Origin of the sequence: Kitasatospora sp. NPDC004615 (genome assembly GCF_042873545.1) — a bacterium.
Classification (GTDB): domain Bacteria; phylum Actinomycetota; class Actinomycetes; order Streptomycetales; family Streptomycetaceae; genus Kitasatospora.
In genome coordinates, this window is record NZ_JBIALQ010000003.1 from 271,775 (window position 1) to 291,104 (window position 19,330).

20 protein-coding genes and 1 tRNA gene are annotated in these 19,330 nt (G+C 73.0%); 10 read left to right on the top strand and 11 right to left on the bottom strand.

What is annotated here, in order from left to right; all coding sequences use genetic code 11:
• Positions 1-5: 5 nt before the first annotated feature.
• The 4 genes from ACFYS8_RS12350 to ACFYS8_RS12365 all read right to left on the bottom strand — a co-directional run bounded on the left by ACFYS8_RS12350 (position 6) and on the right by ACFYS8_RS12365 (position 2,106).
• Positions 6-773: a MerR family transcriptional regulator gene (locus tag ACFYS8_RS12350; RefSeq protein ID WP_387639522.1), complete on the bottom strand. Its 768-nt coding sequence runs from the start codon at positions 771-773 to the stop codon at positions 6-8.
• A gap of 80 nt (positions 774-853) precedes the next feature.
• Positions 854-1,276: a MarR family winged helix-turn-helix transcriptional regulator gene (locus ACFYS8_RS12355; protein WP_387639525.1), complete on the bottom strand. Its 423-nt coding sequence runs from the start codon at positions 1,274-1,276 to the stop codon at positions 854-856.
• A 73-nt stretch (positions 1,277-1,349) separates the two neighbouring features.
• The gene (gene trxA / locus ACFYS8_RS12360) at positions 1,350-1,673 is read right to left on the bottom strand and encodes a thioredoxin (protein ID WP_387639527.1); all 324 of its coding nucleotides are present in this window, start codon (positions 1,671-1,673) and stop codon (positions 1,350-1,352) included.
• Between the two features lie 19 nt (positions 1,674-1,692).
• Positions 1,693-2,106: a MerR family transcriptional regulator gene (locus ACFYS8_RS12365; protein WP_387639530.1), complete on the bottom strand. Its 414-nt coding sequence runs from the start codon at positions 2,104-2,106 to the stop codon at positions 1,693-1,695.
• A gap of 94 nt (positions 2,107-2,200) precedes the next feature.
• Here ACFYS8_RS12365 and ACFYS8_RS12370 point away from each other — a divergent pair, with 94 nt between their 5' ends.
• The 3 genes from ACFYS8_RS12370 to ACFYS8_RS12380 all read left to right on the top strand — a co-directional run bounded on the left by ACFYS8_RS12370 (position 2,201) and on the right by ACFYS8_RS12380 (position 4,725).
• A complete protein-coding gene (locus ACFYS8_RS12370; protein ID WP_387639533.1) occupies positions 2,201-3,013 on the top strand; it encodes a GNAT family N-acetyltransferase in 813 nt (270 codons plus the stop codon).
• 99 nt (positions 3,014-3,112) lie between these two features.
• On the top strand, positions 3,113-3,475 hold the full coding sequence (locus tag ACFYS8_RS12375; RefSeq protein WP_387639536.1) for a YciI family protein: 363 nt from the start codon (positions 3,113-3,115) through the stop codon (positions 3,473-3,475).
• Between the two features lie 8 nt (positions 3,476-3,483).
• Positions 3,484-4,725 carry an RNA polymerase sigma factor gene (locus ACFYS8_RS12380; RefSeq protein WP_387639539.1) on the top strand — a complete coding sequence of 414 codons (1,242 nt, stop codon included), beginning with the start codon at positions 3,484-3,486 and terminating at the stop codon, positions 4,723-4,725.
• Positions 4,726-4,743: 18 nt separating this feature from the next.
• Here the strand turns inward: ACFYS8_RS12380 and ACFYS8_RS12385 are convergent, their stop codons facing one another.
• Entirely contained in the window at positions 4,744-5,931 is a 1,188-nt protein-coding gene (locus ACFYS8_RS12385) for an ROK family transcriptional regulator (RefSeq protein WP_387639541.1), read from the bottom strand.
• A 173-nt stretch (positions 5,932-6,104) separates the two neighbouring features.
• On the opposite strand from ACFYS8_RS12385, the gene ACFYS8_RS12390 reads away from it, so the two are divergent.
• From ACFYS8_RS12390 to ACFYS8_RS12400, 3 genes are all read left to right on the top strand, one after another.
• Entirely contained in the window at positions 6,105-6,332 is a 228-nt protein-coding gene (locus ACFYS8_RS12390) for a hypothetical protein (protein WP_387639544.1), read from the top strand.
• A gap of 200 nt (positions 6,333-6,532) precedes the next feature.
• A complete protein-coding gene (locus ACFYS8_RS12395) occupies positions 6,533-8,059 on the top strand; it encodes an LCP family protein (RefSeq protein ID WP_387639547.1) in 1,527 nt (508 codons plus the stop codon).
• Positions 8,060-8,088: 29 nt separating this feature from the next.
• Positions 8,089-8,715, top strand: a complete 627-nt coding sequence (locus ACFYS8_RS12400) for a hypothetical protein (RefSeq protein ID WP_387639548.1) — start codon at positions 8,089-8,091, stop codon at positions 8,713-8,715.
• A gap of 16 nt (positions 8,716-8,731) precedes the next feature.
• On the opposite strand, the gene ACFYS8_RS12405 is transcribed toward ACFYS8_RS12400, so the two are convergent.
• The 4 genes from ACFYS8_RS12405 to ACFYS8_RS12420 form a co-directional block, all read right to left on the bottom strand.
• Entirely contained in the window at positions 8,732-9,982 is a 1,251-nt protein-coding gene (locus tag ACFYS8_RS12405) for an MFS transporter (protein ID WP_387639551.1), read from the bottom strand.
• Positions 9,983-9,985: 3 nt separating this feature from the next.
• On the bottom strand, positions 9,986-10,627 hold the full coding sequence (locus ACFYS8_RS12410; RefSeq protein ID WP_387639554.1) for a pyridoxamine 5'-phosphate oxidase family protein: 642 nt from the start codon (positions 10,625-10,627) through the stop codon (positions 9,986-9,988).
• 165 nt (positions 10,628-10,792) lie between these two features.
• Positions 10,793-13,831: a BTAD domain-containing putative transcriptional regulator gene (locus tag ACFYS8_RS12415; RefSeq protein ID WP_387639556.1), complete on the bottom strand. Its 3,039-nt coding sequence runs from the start codon at positions 13,829-13,831 to the stop codon at positions 10,793-10,795.
• Between the two features lie 81 nt (positions 13,832-13,912).
• On the bottom strand, positions 13,913-15,241 hold the full coding sequence (locus tag ACFYS8_RS12420; protein WP_387639559.1) for a cytochrome P450: 1,329 nt from the start codon (positions 15,239-15,241) through the stop codon (positions 13,913-13,915).
• A gap of 206 nt (positions 15,242-15,447) precedes the next feature.
• Here ACFYS8_RS12420 and ACFYS8_RS12425 point away from each other — a divergent pair, with 206 nt between their 5' ends.
• On the top strand, positions 15,448-16,404 hold the full coding sequence (locus ACFYS8_RS12425) for a DUF4331 family protein (RefSeq protein WP_387639562.1): 957 nt from the start codon (positions 15,448-15,450) through the stop codon (positions 16,402-16,404).
• A 228-nt stretch (positions 16,405-16,632) separates the two neighbouring features.
• Positions 16,633-17,106: a hypothetical protein gene (locus tag ACFYS8_RS12430; RefSeq protein ID WP_387639564.1), complete on the top strand. Its 474-nt coding sequence runs from the start codon at positions 16,633-16,635 to the stop codon at positions 17,104-17,106.
• Positions 17,107-17,192: 86 nt separating this feature from the next.
• Here the strand turns inward: ACFYS8_RS12430 and ACFYS8_RS12435 are convergent.
• Positions 17,193-17,266 (bottom strand) — tRNA-Gly (locus ACFYS8_RS12435).
• 163 nt (positions 17,267-17,429) lie between these two features.
• On the opposite strand from ACFYS8_RS12435, the gene ACFYS8_RS12440 reads away from it, so the two are divergent.
• Positions 17,430-17,630, top strand: a complete 201-nt coding sequence (locus tag ACFYS8_RS12440) for a hypothetical protein (protein WP_387639567.1) — start codon at positions 17,430-17,432, stop codon at positions 17,628-17,630.
• 80 nt (positions 17,631-17,710) lie between these two features.
• Entirely contained in the window at positions 17,711-18,286 is a 576-nt protein-coding gene (gene dcd, locus ACFYS8_RS12445) for a dCTP deaminase (RefSeq protein WP_387639570.1), read from the top strand.
• Positions 18,287-18,357: 71 nt separating this feature from the next.
• Here the strand turns inward: dcd and ACFYS8_RS12450 are convergent, their stop codons facing one another.
• Positions 18,358-19,251 (bottom strand): metal-dependent hydrolase, encoded by an 894-nt coding sequence (locus tag ACFYS8_RS12450; RefSeq protein ID WP_387639573.1) that lies wholly within the window; start codon positions 19,249-19,251, stop codon positions 18,358-18,360.
• Positions 19,252-19,330: the final 79 nt, after the last annotated feature.

Sequence of the window (19,330 nt, forward strand, 5' to 3'; positions counted from 1 at the left end):
CGCCGTCAGGACCGTTCCTGCCGGTCCGCGTTGGCGTGGATCGCGTCCCGCAGCCACCCGGCGAGGCCCGGGGCGAGCTGCTCGTAGGTGGCGGTGAACCGCGGGTCGGCGACGTACATGTCGCCGAGGCAGCGGTGCATCTGCGGGGCGCACTCGTAGAAGTTCAGGCCGATGTGGTCACGGTGCCGTTCGGCGGCGTCCATCGCCTCCGGGCTGTCGGGGGCCGCGCCGGCCGTGAACGCCGCCACCAGGGCGTCGTTGATGGCGTCGGCCTCCTCCTTGATCCGCTCCCAGTCGGCCTTGGTGTACTTCGAGGTCTTCTGCTGGGACTGCTTCCAGGCGTCGGTGTCGCCCCAGCGCTGCTCGGCCTCGTCCTCCCAGTTCTCCTGGTAGCCCTTGCCGAACACCTCGAACTTCTCCTCCGGGGTCAGCTGAATGCCCAACGTCCTTGCCTCCATCGCTCGTTCGACTGCCGCGGCGAGGTCCTCCAACTTCCTGATCCGGTCGCCGATCAGCTCGCGCTGCCGGCGCAGGTGCTCGGTCGGGCTGACCGAGCGGTCGTCCAGGATCGCCGCGATCTCCTCCAGCGGGAAGCCGAGTTCGCGATAGAACAGCACCTGCTGCAGCCGGTCCAGCTCGGCGTCGTTGTACCGCCGGTAGCCGGCCGGGGTGCGGCCGCTGGGCGACAGCAGCCCGATCTCGTCGTAGTGGTGCAGGGTGCGCACCGTCACTCCGGCGAGGTGGGCGAGCTGTCCCACCGTGTATCCGCTCATCGCGTCGCCTCCTTCCCTCCCGCTGCGCACCAGCCTCCGGCCTCACGTCACGTGAGGGTCAAGCCGGTTGCGCAGCAGGGCTATTCGGACGCGCCGTAGCGGACCAGGTAGCCGGCGAACCGGTCCAGGTCCTCGTCGTCCCAGGAGGTGAAACGGTCGGTGAAGGCCCGCCGCCGCTGCTCGTACGCCTCCGCCAGGAGGTGCTCCCCGGCGTCGGTCAGGTGCAGCAGCTGCCCGCGCTGGTCGTCCGGGTCGGCCTGGCGGCCCAGCAGCCCGAGCCGCTCCAGCGCGCCGACCTGCCGGCTGACGGTGGACTTGTCGAGCATGAAGTGCGCCGCCAGGTCCGCCGCCCGGCACGAGCCGCGCTCCTTGACCAGGTCGAGCATGCTGTACGTGACCAGCGACAGCTCGGGATGCAGCTGGGCTGCCTTGTGGCGGGCCCGGCGGGCGAACGCGGTGAGCTCGCGCTGAATGGTGTCCAGCGCGGCGTCGCGGTCGGGCATGGCGGTGACTCCTTCGTCGTGCGGTGTTGCGACCCACCGTAGGGGCACCCGCCCGACCGCGCCGACCGGCGTCCTACAGCAGGTCGTCCAGCTCCCGCAGCAGGCGGGCCTTGGCTCGGGCGCCGACCAGGGAGCGGACCGGCTCGCCGCCCTGGAAGACCATCAGGGTGGGCATCGACAGGACGCCGTACGCGGCCTGGGTCTCCGGGTTGCGGTCCACGTCCAACGCGACGATCTTCAGCTTGCCCGCCTGCTCCTCGGCCACCTCGGCCAGCACCGGCGCCAGCTGGCGGCACGGCGGGCACCAGTCGGCGGTGAACTCCACCAGCACCGGGCCCTTCGCCGCCAGCACCTCGCTCGCGAAGTCCTGGTCGGTCACGGTCTGCACGCCACTCATCGGATTCTCCCCTCGTCGTTCACTCGTGGTCGCGGACCAGCTCGCAACGCGGCTCCCGGTCCGCCGCGGCCAGCGCGTCGCGCGCCGCCTCGGCCTGGGCCAGCTGGGCCGCCACCTGATCCCGGACCTCGCTCAACCGGGCCACCATGGCGTCCAGTTCGGCCAGTTTCGCCCGGTAGACCTCCAGCGAGGCCGGGCAGGAGTCACCGGCCGGATGCCCGGCCCGCAGGCACTCCACGAACGGCCGGGTCTCCTCCAGCTCGAACCCGAAGTCCTGCAGCACCCGGATCTGCCGCAGCAGCCGCAGGTCCTCCTCGTCGTACGCCCGGTACCCGTTCCCGCCGCGCCGCGCGGGCAGCAGCCCCCGCGACTCGTAGTACCGCAGCGTCCTGGTGGTGGTCCCCGCCCGCTGTGCCAGCTCGCCGATCCGCATGGCTCCGACGCTAGACCTTCACCCCGGCGTCAACGCCAGTGGTGTTCCCGTGAATTGCCGGTGAGCGCCTGCCAAGATCGTTTACCCTCACCTGGTGACCGACCCGACCACGGCCCTGCTCGCGGCCTACGACGAGCACATGCGCGGCCTCGGCCCCGCCCGCGACGGCGAGACCCGGGACTCCGACGGCCCGCTGCTGCGCAAGAGCGGCGGCTTCCGCGGCTTCGTGACCTCCCCGTCCGCCGACCTCGGCCTGGACGGCGCCGAGCTCGACGCGCTGATCGCCCGGCAGCGCGACTTCTTCACCGCCCGCGGCGAGAGCGTCGAATGGAAGACCCGCGGCCACGACCTGCCCGCCGACCTCCCGGAACGGCTGACCGCGGCCGGCTTCGTCGCCGAGGAGCCGGAGACCGTCCTGATCGGACTGGCCGCCGAACTCGCCACCCCCACCCCCGCGCCCGACGGCATCACGCTGCGCCGGGTCACCGCCCGCACCGACATGCGGCGGATCGCCGCGCTGCAGGGCGAGGTCTGGGGCCAGGACTGGAGCTGGCTGGTCGGCGACCTCACCGAGAACGCCGCCGCCGACCCCGAGGGCTTCCTGGTGGTGGTCGCCGAGACCGACACCCCCACCCCCGAGGTGGTCTCCGCCGCCTGGCTGACCCGCACCCCCGGCACCGAGTTCGCCGGCCTGTGGGGCGGCTCCACGCTGGCCGCCTGGCGCGGCCGCGGCATCTACCGCTCGCTGGTAGCCCACCGCGCCCGCTGGGCCCTCGACCACGGCATCCGCTACCTCCAGGTCGACGCCTCCCCCGACAGCACCCCGATCCTGCGCCGCCTCGGCATGCACGCCGTCACGACCACCACGCCGTACGTCTGGACCCCGCCGACCGCCTCCGCCGAATAACGTCGCCCCGCGCAGAGAAGCGCCACTCCGTGTAGAGAAGCGCCGCTCCGCTCCGACCAGTGGACACAAGCACCCACCGACACAGAGGACGTGGTCCCCGTGAAGTACCTGCTGATGACCTACGGCAACCAGGAGAAGTGGGCGTCCATCTCGGCCGAGGAGTGGCCGGCGGCGATCGCCCAGCAGGACGCGTTCAACCAGCGCTACCGCGAGACCGGCGAACTGATCGGCGCGTACGGCCTCGGCGACGCGGCCGCCAGCCGGCTGGTGCGCCGCCAGGACGGGCTGCCCGCGGTGAGCGACGGGCCGTACCTGGAGACCAAGGAGTACATGGCGAGCTTCTACCTGCTGGACTGTGAGAACGAGCAGCGGGCGCTGGAGATCGCCGCCGACATGCCGTGGGCGGACCAGGAACCGGTCGAGCTGTGGCCGATCCTGCACGAGACGCCGATGACGGACTGAACCGCGTCATGACCGACCGGGCACCCGCCGACCAGGACCTGCTGCGCGAACTCGCGCCCCAGGTCCTGGCGGTGCTGCTGCGCCGCCACCCCGGCGCGTTCGACAGCTGCGAGGACGCGGTGCAGGAGGCGCTGCTGGCGGCCGCGACACAGTGGCCGCGGCAGGGCCGGCCGGAGAACCCGCGCGGCTGGCTGGTGACGGTGGCGGCGCGCCGGCTGGTCGATCTGGTGCGCGCGGACCGGGCCCGGCGCGAACGCGAGGAGCGGCTGTTCCTGGCCACGCCGCAGTCCGAGCTGCTGGGCCGGGCGGCCGACGCCGACCCCGCCGCGGACCGGGACGACTCGCTGGCGCTGCTGTTCCTGTGCTGCCACCCGGCGCTGACCGCGCCGAGCCGGATCGCGCTGACGCTGCGCGCCGTCGGCGGCCTGAGCACGGCGCAGATCGCGGCGGCGTTCCTGGTGCCGGAGGCGACCATGGCGCAGCGGATCAGCCGGGCGAAGCAGACCATCCGTTCGTCCGGGCTGTGGTTCGTGCTGCCGGAGCCGGGTGAGACGGTGGAGCGGCTGCGCGAGGTGCTGCAGGTGCTGTACCTGGTGTTCAACGAGGGCTACACCGCCACCTCCGGCGAGGACCTGACCACCCCCCGGCTGTCCGACGAGGCGATCCGGCTGACCAGGCTGCTGCACCGGTCGCTGCCCGCGGACGCCGAGGTGATGGGCCTGCTGGCGCTGATGCTGCTCACCGACGCCCGGCGCCCGTCGCGGACCGGCCCGGGCGGGGAGCTGGTGCCGCTGGCGGAGCAGGACCGGACGCGCTGGGACGCGGCGGCGATCGCCGAGGGCGTGGCGCTGGTGGAACGGGCGCTGCCGCACGGCCGGGTGGGCCCGTACCAGTTGCAGGCGGCGATCGCGGCGCTGCACGACGAGGCGCCGGACGTGGCGGCCACCGACTGGCCGCAGATCCTGGCGCTGTACGACCTGCTGGTACGGGTGGCGCCCGGCCCGATGCCGGAACTGGGCCGGCTGGTCGCGCTGGCGGAGGTGCACGGCGCGGAGCTCGCGCTGAAGGAACTCGAAGCGCTGGAGCGGGTGTTGGGCCGGCACCACCGTTTTCTGGCGGTGCGGGCCGAGCTGCTGGCCCGCACCGGCGAGGCGGAGGCCGCGGCGGAGGTGTTCCGCCGGGCGTCCGCGCTGGCGCCGAGCCTGCCGGAGCGCCGTTTCCTGGCGGAGCGGGCCCGTCAGCCTCGTTAGGGGCCGGCGCGGCGTCGATCAGGGCAGTTGACCGACCGCCGCGGCCACCGCGGTGTCGATCGCTCCGTACAGTTCGGAGCGCAGGCCGAGCCGGCTGGCGCGGATCTCGACGGCCTCGGCGACGGCGGGCTGTGCGTAGCGGTCGACCGACTCGCGGATGCCGTTGATCAACGGCGTGCCGGCCAGGCCGAGTTCGCCGCCGATCACGATGGCGGCGGGGTTGAGGCAGTTGACCAGGTCGGCGAGGACGCGTCCGATGGTGCGGCCGGCTTCGCCGATGACGCGGGCGGCGGCAGGGGTGTCGGTGAGTTCGCCGAGCGGCGGCAGTTCGACGTTTTCGTCGGGGCGGGCGCCGGGGGCGAGGACGTGGGCGAGGCGGCGGCGGACCTCGACGATGGAGGCGACGGACTCCAGGCAGCCGCGGTTGCCGCAGCGGCACCAGGTGCCGGTGTCGGGGAGCTGGATGTGTCCGATCTCGCCGGAGATGCCGCTGGCGCCGCGGTAGATGCGTCCGTCGAGCAGCAGTCCGGCGCCGATGCCGGTGGAGGCCTTGACGTAGATCAGGTCGTTGACGGCGTTCCCGCCGCTGTGGGCGCGTTCGCCGCGGGCGCCCATCTCGGCGTCATTGCCGACGGTGACGGGCAGGCCGAAGAGCCGGCCGAGTTCGGCGGCGGGGTCCATGCCGATCCACTGGGAGAGGGTGGAGGGGGCGCGAACCACATTGGTGCGGGTGTCGAGGGCGCCGGGGATGCCGGCGGCGACGGCGGTGATGGCGTCCAGGGGGTGGCCGGCGGCGGCGAGTGCCCGGTCGGCGAGGGTGCGGGCGGCGGCCAGCACCTCGCGGGGGTGGTTGTCGACGTCGAGGCGGGCGGTGGCCTCGCCGCGTACGGTGCCGGTGGTGTCGGCGACGGCGGCGGTGACGTGGGTGTGCCCGAAGTCGAGGGCGAGGACGAGGGCGTGGGCGCGGCGCAGGGTGACGGCGGCGGCGCGGCGGCCCCGTCCGGCGGCGGCGGTGGCGGCGGTTTCGCCGGCGAGTCCTTCGTCGATCAGGTCGGTGACGGCGCTGCTGACGGCGGAGCGGGAGAGCCCGGTGAGCCGGCTGATCTCGGCGCGGCTGAGCGTGCCGTGTTCGCCGAGGACGGCGAGCAGGGTGGCCCGGGTGCGCAGGCGGCGGGCCGAGGGTGCCGGGTGGGCGGGGGCGGTCATGGCCGGAACGGTAGCGGACAGCGACCGGATATACACCGTTGAACGGATTATCTAATGGACAACTTGTCCTCTTGACGGAGGAATTGGCCTATACCTATGGTCTAAGGACCCCTGCCGCCCGCGGAAGCCCCCCCAGGTACCGGCACGGAGGTCCCGCCGGGAGAGGAAGGCCGATGGACGCCACCCAGAGCCGTCACCGTTGGTGCGTCGAGATCCCGCACGCCAACCAGGTCCGCTCCGGCAGCCACCTGTTCATCGTGGACGCCCCCGCCGAGGACGACGCCCGCCGCACCGCCATCGAACGCGCCGGATCCGCCGAAGCCCGCCGCCACCGCCGCGGCGCCACCCTGGACCTCGCCCGGGCCACCGTCGTCCACCTCGCCCTGCTGCGCATGCACTGACCTTCCCCGCTCACCGATCCCCCGACGGCCCCCGGCCGCCGGGGGATCGCGCTTTCCCGGGCACCGGGCGCGGGCGCCGCCACCGCACGGAGGGAGGGGTGTGACTTCACCCGACCGAATTTGTATGCTTCGCTGAACCTCTACAGCTCTGTAGAAGTTCGGGCCGGCGCTCCGCCGGCCACGACGGGGAAGGGTGCGTCATGTCTGCACGCAGGGTGGGGGCCCGGAGCGACGGATCCGGCCGCGGCCGCAAAGTCCGCCGGATCGTCCTGTGGTCCACCGCCGGCGTCGTCGCGCTCGCCGTCACCGCGGGCGGCCTGGTCTACTACCGGCTCAACGGCAACCTGAGCACCTTCGACAGCGCCGGCATCAGCAAGGACCGCCCCGACGCCGCCAGCGCCGACTCCCAGGGCCGGGTCCCGGCCAACCTCCTGCTGATCGGCTCCGACTCGCGCGCCGGCACCAACAAGGACCTCGGCGGCGGAGACGACGGCGGCGCCCGCTCGGACACCGCGATCCTGCTGCACGTCTACGCCGACCACAAACACGCCGTCGGCGTCTCCATCCCGCGCGACTCGCTGGTCGCCATCCCGTCCTGCCTGCTGCCCAACAAGACCTGGACCAAGCCGCAGGCCAGCGCCATGTTCAACGGCGCCTTCTCGGTCGGCAACACCGACCAGGGCAACCCCGCCTGCACCCAGAACACCGTGGAGAAGCTCACCGGGCTGCGCATCGACCACACCATGGTGATCAACTTCCAGGGCTTCGCCGACATGACCTCCGCCGTCGGCGGCGTCGACGTCTGCCTGCCCAAGGCCGTGTACGAGGGCGACCTCAACCCGAACCTCGGACACCGCGGCAAGGAGCTCTTCGCCCAGGGCCACCAGAAGATCTCCGGCCAGGCCGCCCTCGACTACGTCCGGATCCGGCACGGCCTCGGCGACGGCTCCGACATCGGCCGCACCAAGCGCCAACAGGCCTTCCTGTCCTCGCTGATCAAGCAGGTCAAGTCGCAGGGCATGAACCCCGTCGCGCTGCTGCCGCTGGCCGACGCCGTCACCAAGTCGCTCACCGTCGACGAGGGACTCGGCTCGGCGCAGAAGCTCGTCGACTTCGCCATGTCGCTCAAGGACATCGACCTGCACGACATCAAGTTCCTCACCGTGCCGTGGCGCTACCAGGGCGACCGGGTCGCCCTCGTGCACCCCGACGTCGACCAGCTGTGGGCCGCGCTCAAGGCCGACCGCACCCTGGACGGCCAGGACGCCTCGGCCGGCGCCAGTGCGCCCGCCGCCAGTGCGCCCGCCGCCGAACCCACGCCCAGCCAGACCGTCGCACCGGCCAAGGTCGACGGGGCCGGCATCAAGGTCACCGTCTACAACGGCACCGAGACCGGCGGACTGACCGGCAAGGCCGCCGAGGCGCTGGAAGGCTCCGGCTTCACCGTCACCGGCCGGGCCAACGCCACCTCCCGCAGCCACGCCACCACCCTCGTCGAATACGGGCCCGGCGAGAAGGCCAAGGCCCAGAAGGTCGCCGAACTCTTCCCCGGCGCCACCCTGCAGGCCGGCAGCCACGCCGGCATCTCCCTCACCCTCGGCGCCGACTACGCGGCCGGCAACGGCACCACCGCCGCCCCGCCGCTGCCCACCGGCCCGCTGCCCACCAGCGTCAGCCAGGCCCGCTCCGCCGACGACGACCTCTGTTCCGACGTCAGCTACGGCTGACCGGCATTCGACCCACGGGGGACAACACCATGGACCCGCTCACCGGTCACGGCCCCACCCAGCAGGACCGCGCCGACTTCGAGTACGCCCTCGGCCGGGCCTTCGCCGACCCCGCCGTGCGCACCGCACTGACCGGCGACACCTCGCAGGCCACCCGGCTGCGGATACTGGCCCGGCAGCGCACCGAGGAGATCCTGGCCGCGGCCGAACCTGAGTACCTGACGTACTGCCGGCTCCGCGACGCCGCACCCGCCGCACCCGGGCCCGCCGCCGAACCCGGCGAGCGGATGTCCGGCTGGTTCGGCGCGCTGGCCCTGGTGGTACCGATCGTGTCCGGCAGCGCCGCCGCCGTGTTCTTCCTGCTGGCGTCCCTGATCGGCCTGTCCAGCCCGCACGCCTTCACCGCCGACGTGCTGCGCACCGCCGCATGGTCCACCGTCGCCATCGCCGTCGCCAGCGCCCTGATCGGCCTGCTCGGCCTGCTGTTCAGCGCCTCCCGCCAGCGCGCCACGCCCTCCGAGGAGCCGCAGCACACCCAGGAGCTGTCCGCGGCCCGCACCGCCTGGCGCACCGCCCTGCTGCACCGCGGCCTGATCCCCTTCCTGCTGGCCGCCCCGCGCCCCGCCGCCCCCGCTCCGGAACCGCTGGACGACTGATATCGGCCCACGTTTTTCAGCTGCGGTCCGGCACCCGGGTCAGCGTGCGGATCGGGCGGGTGAGCAGCAGCGCGGCCGGGACGAGCAGCGCGACGACGGTGCCGACCAGCAGGACGGGCGTGGTGCCGAAGGCGTGCACGGCCGGGCCGGCCAGCGCGCTGCCGAGGGGGTACATGCCGACCGAGCCGGCCACCTCGTACGCGTGGACGCGGTTGAGGACCTCGCCGGGAACCTGGGTCTGCACGCTGGTGGCCCACATGACGCCCCAGACGCCGATCCCCGCGCCGACCAGCAGCTGCGCGGCGGCGAGCAGCCAGACCGGGGCACCGAGCACCAGGCCGAGCGGGTACAGCGGGTAGGCGAACATCGCAGCCCCGCCGGCGGCGAGCGGACGGGCCGGCTTCCAGCGGATCGCGATCAGCCCACCGGCCACCGTCCCGGCGCCGAGCGCGCAGTTGACCAGCCCGAAGGCGGTGGCGCCGTGCCGGGGGACGATCAGCCCTGCGGCGAGCGAGAGTTGCGGGCCCCAGGACAGCACGGCGTAGACCATCCAGATCGCGATGACGCCCCACAGCCAGCTGCGGGAACGGAACTCCCGCCAGCCGACCACCAGGTTCCGCCACAGCCCGTCCCCGACCGGCGGGGCGGGCACCGCACCGAGGCGGAGCGCGAACAGGCAGATCGCACTGGTCGCGTAGACGAGGCCGGAGATCACCATCACCCAGCCCGTGGAACCGAACCCGACCAGCACGCCGGCCAGCGCGGGCCCGCCCAGCCCGGTGACCGCCTCGGAGGTGCGCAGCACCCCGTTGGCACCCTGCACGTCCCGGGCCACCAGCGGGACGGTGGACGAAGCCCCGGGCTGGAACAGCGCGTTGGCGGTACCGGCCACCACCAGCAGGGCGTACAGCTGCCACAGGTGGTCGATGCCGTACAGGAAGAGAACGGCCAGCAGGATGTGCGCGGTGAGGTTGGCCAGGTCGGCAACGATCATCATCCGGCGGGCGGTGAACCGGTCGGCGAGCACCCCGCCGAACAGCACCAGCCCGGCGAACGGGCCGACCAGAAAAGCCATCGCGTAGCCGGCGGCGTCCAGGCCGTGGCCGCTGCCGATCAGACCGGCCGAGACCGCGACCGGGAGCATCGCCCAGCTGAGCAGGCCCGCACTGCGGGCCGTGAAGTAATAGCGGAAGTTGCGGGACCAGATCGCCGGTTCGGCGGGCCGGACCTGTTCCGCCGCAGGGGCATCGGCAAGGCGTTCGGACACGGTTCAGTCCTTCAAATCGGTACGGGCGGCGGCGAGTTCGGCGCGCAGGGCGGCGTTCTCCGCCTCCAGCCGCGCGAGACGCTCGCGGACCGGGGCGAGGGCGTGGTCGAGTTCGGCCTCGCTGAACCGCGGCGTGATGTGGTTGGGGCAGTTCCAGGCGAACGCCTCGACCCGGACGGTGACGACCTGTTCGATCCGGCCGTCGGTGCGCGGGGATTCCAGGCGGGCGACCAACTCCGGGTACCGGTCGGCCGGGACGGCGGTGGCCCGGCCGAACAACTTGAGCCGGGCCTGCCTGGCGTGGTCGAGGAAGAACAGCGACACCCGGTCGTCGGCACGCAGGTTGCCAGTGGTCAGGTACTGCCGGTTGCCGCGGACGTCCAGGTAGCCGAGCGTGTGCGCGTCCAGCACGTGCACGAAGCCCGGCGGGCCGCCCCGGTACTGGAGGTACGGCCAGCCGTTCTCGTTCACGGTGCCGACCAGGAAGCCGTCGAGGCCTGCGATGAACGCGGCGGCAGCACCGGTCAGCGGCTCGGGCTCCCCGGCGGGCTCGCGCGGGCGGCGCCCGGCCGCGGCGGCGCTGCCCAGCTCCTGTTGGACGCGGCGCGCCGACGGGGTGGACGCCAGCAGGTCGTAGCGGCTCATGCGAAGTCCTCCGGGTGTCGGCGCGGGCGGTGCGCCCACCGTACGAAGGTGGCCTGTACCCGCTCCCACAGCCGGACCAGAGGCGCCCAAACCCCTTCTGACCTGCCGATATGACCTTCCGTCAGCCGCGACCGGCAGAAAGCGCGGAAGCGGCGGAACTGCCGCTCAGCGCAGCCTGCTCACGCCCATCGCCCGGGACAGCCGCAACGCCTCCCGCCAGTGCCCGACGGCGAGGCCGGGCGCGCCGAGCGCGGACTGCGCGCGGCCGAGGGCCAGCAGGGCCCTCACCTCGCCGGGCAGGTGGCCGGTCGCACGGTGCAGGGCGAGCGCGCGGCGGCCGCTGTCCAGTGCCGCCTGCGGCTGCTCCAGCCGGACGAGTGCGCAGGTCAGAGCGGCAAGAGCGTTGCCTTCGAGGATGCGGAAACCCGCGGCGCGGCTGATCCGGAGAGCGTTTTCCACGTGCTCCAGGGCGGCCTGCGGGTCGGTGCCGGAGCGGGTGGTGGCGAGGCCGATCAGCGCGACGGCCTGCGGGTGCCGGTCGTCGGCGGCCTCCGCGAGGCGCAGCGCCTCCCGGTATCCGGCGGCCGCGTCGGCTCGGCAGTGGGCGCGTTCGTGCGCGGCGGCCAGCGCGAGGTGGGCGCCCGCCTCCAGCGCGGGGTGGCGCAGGGTGCGGGCGGCGGTGATCGCGGCGCGGGCGAGCAGCCGGCCGGCGGCGGGGTCGCCGAGGTCGGTGCGCGCGCCGGACAGGCAGGTCAGCGCCACCGCCTCGCTGAACGTGTTGCCGGTGCGGCGGTGCACGGGCAGCGTCGCGTCGAGCAGGCGGACGGCGTCGGCCGGACGCCCCAGCGCGCGGCGGACGGCGGCCAGGTTGGTCCGGGCGATGGCCTCCTCGGCGGTGGCGCCCTGCTCGCGGTGCAGCCGGGCGGCCCGGGTGAAGTGCTCGGCGGCCTCCTGGAGCCGGCCGAGCTTCCCGCAGATCAGCCCGAGCACGGTGAGGTCGTCGGGGTGCCCGGTGGCCGCCGCCGCGGGCCGCCGCTGTTCGGCGAGCCGCCGGGCGGTGGCGGGGAAGCCGGCGTCGCAGGCCTGCCGGACAACGGGGGCCAGGTCCTCGTCGGCGTCCGTCAGATACCAGTCGAACAGCCGCTTCCGGGCGGGGCCCATCTCTTGACGCTCCGTCAACTCGCGGGCATGCGCACGCAGCAGCCCGGGGAGCCCGTACCGGCCGGCGCGCTCACGCAGCAGATGGGCGTCGGCGAGGGTCCGCAACAGGGCGGCGGCCTCGCCGGGGCCGGTGCCGGCAAGGGCGGCGGCGCCGTCGGCGGTGGTGTCCGGGCCGGGAAGCAGCCCGAGCAGGCGGTACAACCGCCGGGCCGGGGAGGGCAGTTCGCGGTAGGAGAGGTCGAGCGCGGCCCGGACGGTCGAACGCGGGTCGCCCTCGACGTGCAGCAGCTCGAGCAGGCCGTCCCCGGCCAGCCGGGCGCAGTGTTCGGCGATCGTGCCGTCCCGGGCGACCAGGCCGGCACCGGCGGCACGGACGGCCAGCGGCAGGCCGTCGCAGAGCTCGACGAGGCGGCGGGCGGCCTCGGGTTCGGCGGCGACCCGGCACTCGCCGACCACGCTGCCGAGCAGCTCGCGGGCCTCGTCCGGGCCGAGCGCGTCCAGGGTGAGCCGGCGGGCGCCGTCGGCGGCGACCAGCCCGGTCAGGCGGTGGCGGCCGGTGACCAGGACGGCGCAGCCGCGGGCGCCGGGCAGCAGCGGGCGGATCTGTTCGGCGTCGCGGGCGTTGTCCAGCACGATCAGCACGCGCCGGTCGGCGAGCAGGGTGCGGTAGAGCGCGGCGGCCTCGTCCCGGCAGTCGGGCAGCCGGTCCGGCGGGGTGCCGAGGGCGCGCAGGAAGCGGCCGAGCACCTCGGCGGGACGCAGCGCCGGGTGCGGAGAATGGCCGCGCAGGTCGATGTACAGCTGCCCGTCCGGGAAGCGCTCGCGGCGGGTGTGCGCCCAGTGCACGGCGAGCGCGGTCTTGCCGACACCGGGCGGGCCGACCACCGCCGCCAGGCGCGGCTGCGGGCCCGGGGCGGTCAGCGCGTCGAGCAGCCGGAGCTCGGCCCGGCGGCCGAGGTGCGGGCCGCTCTCGGCGGGCAGCTGAGCCGGCTGGACATCCCTTGCGGGCAGCTGAGCCGGCTGGACATCCCTTGCGGGCAGCTGGGCCGGCTGGACGCCCCTTGCGGGCACTGGAAGTTGGCGACGCAGCACCCGCAGGTGGGCGTCCTCGACCTCCGGGCCGGGGGCGATGCCCAGCTCCTCGTCGAGTCGCTCGCGCAACCGCTGGAACACGTCGAGCGCGGCGGCCTGCTCGCCGCCCCCGGCCAGCGCGAGGATCAGCCGGGCGTGCAACCCCTCGTGCAGCGGCTCGGCATGCACCAACTCCCACAGCTGGGGGACGGCGTCGGCGGGCCGGTGCAGCAGCAGGGCGGTGTCGGCGTACAACAGCGCGGCGCGGATCCGCCGTTCGCCCGCCGCGACGGCGGCCGGGTGCCGCCGCAGCGCCGGGTCGGCGTCGGCCAGCACCGGCCCGCGCCACCAGCGCAGCGCCCGGGCCAGCGTCTCGTGGACGGTGGCCGGTTCGGGCGCGTGGTGCGTGCACACCGTACGGGCCAACAGGGCGTCGAAGCGGCCGAGATCGGTGTCCTGCGGGCCGGCCGTCAGCCGGTAGCCGGTGGGGGTGCGGGCCACCCCGGTTGCCAGTAGGCGGCGGGCCTGGCTGACGTACGTGTGCACCAGGCTCTGCTGCGAGTCCGGCGGCCCGTCCGGCCACAGCGTGTCGGTGATCTCCTGCCGGGTGGCGGGCTCCGGGTGCTTGAGCGCCAGCAGGCCGAGCAGGCGGCGCAGCATCGGGCTGGTGACCGGGACGGGATCGCCACCGTTCCGCAGCTCCAGCGGCCCGAGGACCAGCAGCCGCGGCCCGTCGTCCAACTCCCGTTGCGCATCGGCGAGTTCTTCGTCGCTGATCGCCAGCGCCTCGGCCAACTGCCGCAGCGTACGCGGCCGGGGCCGGCGGACCCGGCCCTGTTCGAGGTCACGCAACGCCCGGGTGCTCAGCCCGGCGCGCTCGGCGGCGGCCTGCTGGCTGAGCCCGGAACGCCGGCGCAGCGCCCGCAACCGGGGGCCGAACGGGACCCCGCCGACCGCTGCCGGTACCGCCATCGCGCGCCCCCCTCGTCCGACCCGAGGCAAGTGTGGCCGGGCCGTTCGCGCCGGGCAAGGGAGGACGGGGTCGCTCTTGGATCAGCCGGTCAGCCAGCTGAGGAACTGGCTCCAACGCCCCGGTTTTCCAGCCGGCGCCTCCGGCTTCCGCGCCGTCTCCGGCTCCGCGGCCGCGCGCCGGGCGGGCACCGGCGGCACCGGCTCGCGCGGCGTGAACCGGCCCGGCAGCGCGGCGAGCGCCCGGTTGAACGGGCCCGGACGCCAGCTCAACGACGCCTCGGGCACGGCCAGTTCGAGATCCGGCAGCTGCTGGAACAGGTTGTCCAGCGCGGCCATGGTGATGTGCAGCGCCGGATCCTTCGACGGGCAGGCGTGCGGCCCGGCACTCCACGACAGGTAGGCGCGACTGCCGGCCTGGCGCTGCGCGACCAGCTCCGGGCCGGTGTTGGCGGCGGCGAAGCTGACCAGCACCAGGTCGCCCGCCCGCACCCACTGCCCGCCGAGGTTCAGGTCCGTCACCGGGTAGTGCGGCGCCAGGTTGGTGATCGGCGGGTTGTCCCACAGGGTGTCGTCGATCGCCTCGTCGGTGAGGCCGCCGCCCACGGTGTAGGTGTCGCCGGTGAGCCGCCGGTGCAGCGTGTTGCCGATCAGGTTGCCGAGCGGCTCGGCCCCGGCACCCAGCAGCAGGGCCAGTTGGTGGACCATCTCGTCGTCCGTGAGCCGCTGACCGTGCTCCATCAGCCAACTCGTCACGTCGTCGCCCGGCCGCTCCCGCTTGAGCACGACCAGTTCGCCGACCGCGCCGAACAGCACCTGGGCGGCCTGCTCGGCGTTCACCCCGTCGAACATGCCGGAGATCCCAAACAGCACCCGGTCGCCGATCTCGGCCGTACAGCCGAACAGGTCGTTGAACACGAACAGCGGCAACTGCTTGGCGTACGCGGCCAGTAGATCGGCCGCCCCCTGCTCCGCGAACCGCGAGATCAGGAAGTCGGAAACCTGCCTGGTCGTCCGGGCCAGCCGACCCGGATCGACCCGGGCCATGCTGTCGGTGACCGCCTGCCGCAGCCGCAAGTGCTCGGCGCCGTCCGTGAACATGCAGTTCGGACGGGGCGCGAGCAGCGGCAGCACCGGGCTGTCGGCCGGGATCCGCCCCTCGTACAGCGCCCGCCACCGGTGCGGATCCTTGCGGAACGTCGCCGGATCCTGCAGCAGTCGCAGGGCCGTCGCGTAGTCGGTGACCAGCGTGGCCTCCACCCCGGGCGCCAATTCCACCGGAGCCGCCGGCCCGAACCGCCGCAACCGCTCGTAGTACCCCTGCGGATCGGCGGCGAATTCCGGCCCGTACAGCGGCACCCGCCCGCCCTTTACCGGGCACCCCGGCACTGCCTCGTCGAGTCGTACGTCCATCGTCCCGGCTTCCTCCTCGCAGGCACACACCTCGGCCGACCGCGCATGCTACCTGTGCACCCGCCACTCCGCCGAAGCAGAACTCCCGCCCCTCGACGTCGACTTGAGGCCACGTCCGCTCCCCCTCCGGGGCCAACCGGATGAATCCCGGCCCCCGCAAGCCGCGCCGCGACACCCCTGAACACTCGACTTCCGATGCTGGCGCCATGTCCCATCACCTCAGCGGCCCCAACCTCCGCTCACCCCTGGACGACGCCCGCCTCGACATGACGGACCTGTTCGCCTTCGCCGCCCCCGGCGACCGCACCGTCCTGATCCTCAACGTCAACCCGATCGCCCCCACCGGCGGCGACGCCTTCCACCCGGACGCCGTCTACCGCATCAACATCGACACCGACAGCGACCACCGGGCCGACATCGCCTACAGCTTCACCTTCTCCCCACCCACCAACAACCATCAGACCGCCACCGTCCGCCGCGCCACCGGCGACCAGGCCCGCGCCCACGACGCCACCGGCCAGGAACTCTTCACCGACCTCCCGGTGAACTTCGACGCCACACCCACCGTGACCGAGTCCGGCCCCTACAAGTGCTACATCGGCTTCCGCAGCGACCCGTTCTTCGCCGACCTGGACGGCATCGTCGCCAAGTTCCAATGGACCGGCGTCGACTGGGGAGCCGACAAGAACGTCTTCGCCATGGCACTGGAAGTCCCGAACACCGAACTCGGCCCGCACCCCGAAATCGGCGTCTGGGGCCGGGTCAGCCTCCACCAGAACGGCCGACTCACCTCCGTCGACCGCGGCGCTCACCCGTCCCTGACCGCCTACTTCAACGCCGAGGACGTCAAGGACGCCTACAACGCCGGCGAACCCGCCGACGACTGGACCACCTACCGCGAACCCTGGTCGGCCGTCCTCCAGCACTTCGGCGACTACACCCCCCAAGCCGCCGAACAGGCCCTACGCGCCGTCCTCCCCGACATCCTCCGCTACGACCGCACCAAGCCCACCGCCTACCCCAACGGCCGCACCCTCACCGACGACGTCACCTCCGCCCGCCTCACCATGCTCACCGGCGGCAAAGTCCCCACCGACCACATCACCCCCCACACCGACCTCCTCCCCCACTTCCCCCACCTCGGCGCCCCGCACCCGGCCTGACCCCACCACCACAAAGAGCCCCGGACCACCGGCCCGGGGCTCTCCGCTGGAGCGGGCGACACGAACCGAACTCTCGTTCCAGGCTGGTGATACTGGTGGCCTACCAGCCCCGGGCTCTGTGCGCACCAGCCTGATGGGGTTTCGAAAAGCGAGAGGCAACCGTTCGGCGTCGGCCGCAGTACCGGCCTTCCCGGCATCCCCGGGGCCGACCCACTGCACAATGACGACATGACCAACTCGGAACGCCTGCTCGATCTGATCGAAACCCTGGCCAATCACCTCGACCGCGAATCGGGCAACAGCCGGCGCCCGGCCGATTGGCCTACGGCGGCAGAGATCCGCGGCACCGTCGAGGAAGCTCGCGCGGTGCTCAAGCGCGAACGCATGGATCTGGATCTGCTGCGGGAAGAGAACGACCGGCGCACCGCGTCGCTCCAGAACTGGTACTCCGAGATCGACACGAAGAACGCTCCCATGCTCCGCAACACCGAGAAAGTGAGGGCTGCGGACCTCCGCGCAGGCGACACAATCCTGATTGAGGCGCAGTCCGGGCGGTACCGGACAGCCGGCGTCCAGAAAGTCGCGCCCTCCGCGCACTACAGCGAAATGTACGAGGAGCCCATGGTCGAGGTCACCCGTACCGGACGGAGCACGCCGGAGCCCTTTGGGGAGGACCAACCCGTCCTCCGAAAGATCAAATAGCGCCGGACCCGTGCCGAGCCGGCCTTCACCCTCGAATTGGCCCAGGCAACGAGAAAGCCCCAGGCCACTGGCCTGGGGCTTTCTGCTGGAGCGGGCGACGAGAATCGAACTCGCGCTCTAAGCTTGGGAAGCTCATGTTCTACCATTAAACTACGCCCGCAGCTGACGAACCGTCAGGGACGGATCGATCAAGCACCACTGTACCCCATCGGGTGGGGTGGGAGTACGGGGTTCTGGGTGGCGGCGAGCCTGGTGGGGTGGTGTCCGGTTGGTCCCCTAATGTGACGGCTTTCGGTGGATGCGGAAGTACGGGAAGGGGACCGATGGAGCAGCGCACCCTGGTTCGTTGTGCGGAGGGGCATCTGTTCGGGACGGCGGCGTTTCCGATGCAGCAGTTGCAGGCGGGGCGGCTGGGGCCGGGGCGGTTGTTGCGGTGTCCGCGGTGCGGGCGGTTGCGGAATTCGGTGCCGGCGGACGTGTCGGAGCTGTCGGAGGTCCAACTGGCGCGCGGGCTAAGGATGTAGGCGGTGCGGGCGGCCGCCGGGGCTGGTCTGCGGGGCGGGTGCTTTTGGGCGGCCCGCCCGTGGCACGTACCCTCGGGGGCGTGCTGCTCTCTGACAATGACATCCGTAGCGAGATCGACAAGGGCCGGGTCGTCATCGACCCGTTCGACCCGTCGATGGTCCAGCCGTCGAGCATCGACGTCCGCCTCGACCGGTTCTTCCGGGTTTTCGAGAATCACCGTTACCCGCACATCGACCCCTCCGAGGAGCAGCCGGACCTGACCCGGCTGGTGGAGCCGGAGGGCGATGACGCGTTCATCCTGCACCCGGGCGAGTTCGTGCTGGCATCCACCTACGAGGTGATCACGCTGCCGGACGACGTCGCTTCGCGGCTGGAGGGCAAGTCCAGCCTGGGCCGCCTGGGCCTGCTGACGCACTCGACCGCGGGCTTCATCGACCCGGGCTTCAGCGGCCACGTGACGCTGGAGCTGTCGAACGTGGCGACGCTGCCGATCAAGCTGTACCCGGGCATGAAGATCGGCCAGCTGTGCCTGTTCCGGCTGTCCTCGCCGGCCGAGCACCCGTACGGCTCGGAGCGTTATGGCTCCCGCTACATGGGCCAGCGCGGCCCGACGCCGTCGCGGTCGTACCTGAACTTCCACCGCACCGAGGTCTGAGCCGCTTCAGCAGAGCGCACGGACAGCAAGGAGGGCCGGCCCCGCAGTTCGGGGCCGGCCCTCATCATGTGTCAGGCGCGCTTGGGGCTGGTCCGGGCGACCAGCTCGGTGCCGTCTGCGGAGAGCGTCAACTCGGTGCGCAGCTCGACGAGTTCGCCGAGGTGGTGGAGGTGGGTGCCGCCGCAGGGGATCTCCGCGGCGCCGTCCGGGAGGTCGGCGTGCCAGCGGCGGCGGGCGGTGAGCTCGGGGCCGGGGACGTCGATCCGGACGGCCGCGTCGGCGGCGACCCAGGCGGCCAGGCGGGCGTTGACGTCCGCGGTGAGGGCGGGCAGCGCGTCGGCGAGCGAGGGGAGTTCCTCGGTGGCGTCGACGGTGAAGCCCTTCTTCTTCAGCGACTTGCCGATCCGGTAGGTGTCGGTGCTGGCCTCGGTGTCCATCACCGAGGTGTCCATGGCGAGGCTGTCGAAGTCCGGGTTGCCGAAGGCGTCGGAGCGGCCCGGGTCCTTGCGCCAGCGCGGGGCGAGCGCGGCGTTCAGGGCCAGTGCCAGCAGGTGGCAGCCGGTGTGCGCGGCGGACAGCAGCGCGCGGCGCTCGGTGTCGACGGCGAGTTCGGCGGTGCGTCCGACAGCCTCCGGGCCGAGCGCGCCGGCGGGCAGCACGTGCAGCACCAGCCAGGCCCAGTCCTCGTCGCCGCGCCGGACCGGGATGTCGGCGCCGGCCGCGAACTCGCCGTCCGGGCCGTGGCCGCCGGTGAGGCAGTCGACGACCGGGTGCGCGGTGCCGTCGACGGTGAGGGTGCCGAGGTCGGCGGGCTGGTCGGGCCAGGTGTGGTCGACCGGGTGGAAGGGGGTGGCCTCGGTGACCACGGCGGTGCGCCCGTCGGGCAGGGTGTGCACGGCGAGGATCGGCGAGGCGCCGGTCACCGCCCCGGCCGGGAAGCTGACGTGGGTGGTGGGCAGGCTCATGCGCGGGCTCCGGACGGGATCTGAGGGTGGGCCGAACACCCCACCCTACAAAAATCCCACCATCCGGACGCCCGGGGCT

Excerpts from the sequence above, each read along its gene's own strand:
- ACFYS8_RS12350 (WP_387639522.1), bottom strand. The coding sequence starts at position 773 with ATGAGCGGATACACGGTGGGACAGCTCGCCCACCTCGCCGGAGTGACG.
- ACFYS8_RS12355 (WP_387639525.1), bottom strand. The coding sequence starts at position 1,276 with ATGCCCGACCGCGACGCCGCGCTGGACACCATTCAGCGCGAGCTCACC.
- trxA (WP_387639527.1), bottom strand. The coding sequence starts at position 1,673 with ATGAGTGGCGTGCAGACCGTGACCGACCAGGACTTCGCGAGCGAGGTG.
- ACFYS8_RS12365 (WP_387639530.1), bottom strand. The coding sequence starts at position 2,106 with ATGCGGATCGGCGAGCTGGCACAGCGGGCGGGGACCACCACCAGGACG.
- ACFYS8_RS12380 (WP_387639539.1), top strand. The coding sequence starts at position 3,484 with ATGACCGACCGGGCACCCGCCGACCAGGACCTGCTGCGCGAACTCGCG.
- ACFYS8_RS12385 (WP_387639541.1), bottom strand. The coding sequence starts at position 5,931 with ATGACCGCCCCCGCCCACCCGGCACCCTCGGCCCGCCGCCTGCGCACC.
- ACFYS8_RS12390 (WP_387639544.1), top strand. The coding sequence starts at position 6,105 with ATGGACGCCACCCAGAGCCGTCACCGTTGGTGCGTCGAGATCCCGCAC.
- ACFYS8_RS12395 (WP_387639547.1), top strand. The coding sequence starts at position 6,533 with ATGTCTGCACGCAGGGTGGGGGCCCGGAGCGACGGATCCGGCCGCGGC.
- ACFYS8_RS12400 (WP_387639548.1), top strand. The coding sequence starts at position 8,089 with ATGGACCCGCTCACCGGTCACGGCCCCACCCAGCAGGACCGCGCCGAC.
- ACFYS8_RS12410 (WP_387639554.1), bottom strand. The coding sequence starts at position 10,627 with ATGAGCCGCTACGACCTGCTGGCGTCCACCCCGTCGGCGCGCCGCGTC.
- ACFYS8_RS12415 (WP_387639556.1), bottom strand. The coding sequence starts at position 13,831 with ATGGCGGTACCGGCAGCGGTCGGCGGGGTCCCGTTCGGCCCCCGGTTG.
- ACFYS8_RS12420 (WP_387639559.1), bottom strand. The coding sequence starts at position 15,241 with ATGGACGTACGACTCGACGAGGCAGTGCCGGGGTGCCCGGTAAAGGGC.
- ACFYS8_RS12425 (WP_387639562.1), top strand. The coding sequence starts at position 15,448 with ATGTCCCATCACCTCAGCGGCCCCAACCTCCGCTCACCCCTGGACGAC.
- ACFYS8_RS12430 (WP_387639564.1), top strand. The coding sequence starts at position 16,633 with ATGACCAACTCGGAACGCCTGCTCGATCTGATCGAAACCCTGGCCAAT.
- ACFYS8_RS12440 (WP_387639567.1), top strand. The coding sequence starts at position 17,430 with ATGGAGCAGCGCACCCTGGTTCGTTGTGCGGAGGGGCATCTGTTCGGG.
- ACFYS8_RS12450 (WP_387639573.1), bottom strand. The coding sequence starts at position 19,251 with ATGAGCCTGCCCACCACCCACGTCAGCTTCCCGGCCGGGGCGGTGACC.